At 51.4% G+C, this 2,534-nt stretch carries 3 protein-coding genes and 1 pseudogene; all 4 read left to right on the top strand.

The features are described from left to right. A pseudogene (locus ACTF5Z_RS11850) lies at window positions 1-214 on the top strand (molecular chaperone DnaJ); the annotation flags it as partial. Then, window positions 211-1,017, top strand: a complete 807-nt coding sequence (gene dapB, locus ACTF5Z_RS11845) for a 4-hydroxy-tetrahydrodipicolinate reductase (protein WP_438985815.1) — start codon at window positions 211-213, stop codon at window positions 1,015-1,017. The pseudogene ACTF5Z_RS11850 and the gene dapB, both read left to right, overlap by 4 nt. Window positions 1,018-1,027: 10 nt before the next feature. Further along, window positions 1,028-1,882 (top strand): thioredoxin, encoded by an 855-nt coding sequence (gene trxA, locus ACTF5Z_RS11840; protein ID WP_438985814.1) that lies wholly within the window; start codon window positions 1,028-1,030, stop codon window positions 1,880-1,882. 196 nt (window positions 1,883-2,078) lie between these two features. Continuing rightward, window positions 2,079-2,534: MBL fold metallo-hydrolase (locus ACTF5Z_RS11835; protein WP_438985813.1), on the top strand; the 456-nt coding region annotated here is incomplete at its 3' end.

Here is a 2,534-nt window from a genome sequence, read left to right as displayed (position 1 = left end):
ACGCGGGAAGGGTGTAAAACCTGTTCGCGGGGGCGCGGTGGGTGATTTATTATGCCGTGTCACGGTAGAAACCCCGGTAGAACTAAGCAAGCAGCAAAAAGAGCTACTGCAGGCGTTTCAAGCGAGCTTAACCGAGGGTGGTAAAAAACAGTCGCCCAAGCAAACAAGTTGGTTTGAAGGCGTCAAAAACTTTTTTGACGACATGAAATTATGAGTATACGAGTAGGTGTTATCGGCGCGGCAGGCCGAATGGGACGGACTCTGATTGAGGCCCTTGCTCAGCATGAGGGCTTAACCTTGGCGGGTGCAACCGAACGTCCAGAGAGTTCTTTAATTGGCGCAGACGCTGGCGAACTCGCGGGTCTTGGCAAGCTGGGTGTCGCTATCGTCGGGTCGGTAAAAGATATCGTGGCTGATATTGATGTCTTGATCGACTTTTCATCGCCGTCAGCAACACTGGACCATTTAAAGGCCTGTAAATCCAGCGGCACGGCAATTGTGATCGGAACAACGGGCTTTACCGTGGAGCAAGAATCTCAGATTACGGCTGCAGCACAGCACATTCCAGTGTGTAAAGCCTCTAATTTCAGCACCGGTGTCAATTTGTGCTTTAAGTTGCTCGATATGGCAGCGCGCGTATTGGGCGATGACGTTGATATTGAAGTCATCGAGGCGCATCACCGGCACAAAGTGGATGCGCCCTCCGGCACGGCTTTGAGCATGGGCGGTGTGGTCGCAAATGCCTTAGGGCGTGATTTGGCTGAGGTGGCCGTTTATGGTCGTGAGGGTCAAACCGGTGCGCGCGACCGAGATACCATTGGGTTTGCAACTGTCCGCGCCGGCGATATCGTTGGTGATCACACCGTGCTCTTCGCCGCAGAGGGTGAACGGGTAGAGATTACGCATAAAGCATCAAGCCGAATGTCGTTTGCGCGTGGTGCGTTACGAGCGGCTCAATGGGTAGTGTCGAAACCTGCCTCGCTGTACGACATGCAAGACGTTCTCAATTTGAAGTAAGGACTGGCAAATGACTGACTACATAGTGAATATCGACGAAAGCAACGCTATGCGTATGCTTATTGAAGAATCTAATGTTCGCCCTGTAGTGGTCGACTTTTGGGCTGATTGGTGCGGACCATGTAAGACCTTGATGCCCATTCTTGAGAAACTGGCGCATGAGTACGCAGGTGCGTTTTTACTGGCGAAGGTCAATGCGGACGAGCAGCAAAATATCGCGGGCCAGTTTGGTGTGCGCAGTCTGCCCACGGTAATGGTTATTCAAAATGGTCAGCCTGTTGACGGTTTTGCCGGAGCGCAACCTGAAGCCCAAGTGCGCGAGCTGCTTCAAAAATACTTGCCCAGCCCCTGGGCTGCCGCTCTAGAGGAAGCTGCGCGATTGATGCAGGCGGGTGATCAGCAGGCCGCTTTAACTCTTCTTCGCAAGGCGTACGATGACTCAAATCAAGATTTGGATATAGCGTTGAACTTGGCGCATGTGTTAATCCAGTGTAATCGTTTTGCCGAGGCAGAAACGGTGCTCGAGAATATCCGGTTTGTGGATCGTGATACTCGTTACGAGCAGTTAATGGCTGAGTTGGCCCTGAAACAAGAGGCTTCGAAGTCGCCCGAAACAGCGGCTTTGGAGGCTGAGTTGGCGTCCGACCCAGACAACTTGGATTTAAGGGTGGATTTGGCCGTTCAATATTCCGTCGATGGGCATCATGCTGATGCACTGGAACAGCTGATGCTCGTACTAAAAATCGATCGTGATCACAATAATGGCGGTACCAAAAAGCGCATGCTCGACATCATTGCAAGTCTTGGCAAGGGCGATCCAATCGCCGTAGATTATCAGCGCAAGCTCTTCGGTTTGCTCTACTAGACCATCGGTTTTGGCCCGATTGTGACGGGCGTGTAAGCGAACTTCCCTCAGCTTTGTCAGGCTTTGACATCGGCCTCTGGCTTCGAGCATAGAGGCCCCCTCATTCTGAGCGTTTTGGTGTTGTCAGTGTCAACTCCCTGTGATACTTTGCTGTTTTTCCAAAAATCATACTCTAAGTTCAAATTGGTAAAATTAGATGAAGCTGAGACTCGGTGCACTTTATGTTGCTATAGCGCTTGCAGGTTGCGGTGAGCCGCCAGAGTCTATTGAGCCCTCGGTAATAACCACATCCGGTAATGATGCTCTGGTTGCGCATAGCCAAGTATTTGAACAACGTATTGAAAATCCAGCTCCCGGTGTTTACGTCGCTATCGGCTATGCGCTGGCGAATAGCATTTGGATTGATGGTGAGGATGGCGCCATAGTCGTTGATACCACCGAGTCCCGTGGCGCAGCAGAAGCGGTTCTGCAGGAGTTCAGGCGTTATTCCGATAAGCCCGTTAAGGCAATTATATATACTCATAACCATGCTGATCACATTATGGGTGCCTCGGTGTTTGCCAACGGAGATGATGTCCAGATACTGTCTCACGAGACACTGCCTAAGCACGTGGCTCGCGTCACCAACGTCTTATTGCCCACCATCGAAACC

The organism is Aequoribacter sp. (genome assembly GCF_965659035.1).
Taxonomy (GTDB): Bacteria; Pseudomonadota; Gammaproteobacteria; order Pseudomonadales; family Halieaceae; genus Aequoribacter.
The sequence above is the reverse complement of the archived record's forward strand: the minus strand, read 5'-3'. Positions and strand labels throughout refer to the sequence as shown.

Excerpts from the sequence above, each read along its gene's own strand:
- trxA (WP_438985814.1), top strand. The coding sequence starts at position 1,028 with ATGACTGACTACATAGTGAATATCGACGAAAGCAACGCTATGCGTATG.
- dapB (WP_438985815.1), top strand. The coding sequence starts at position 211 with ATGAGTATACGAGTAGGTGTTATCGGCGCGGCAGGCCGAATGGGACGG.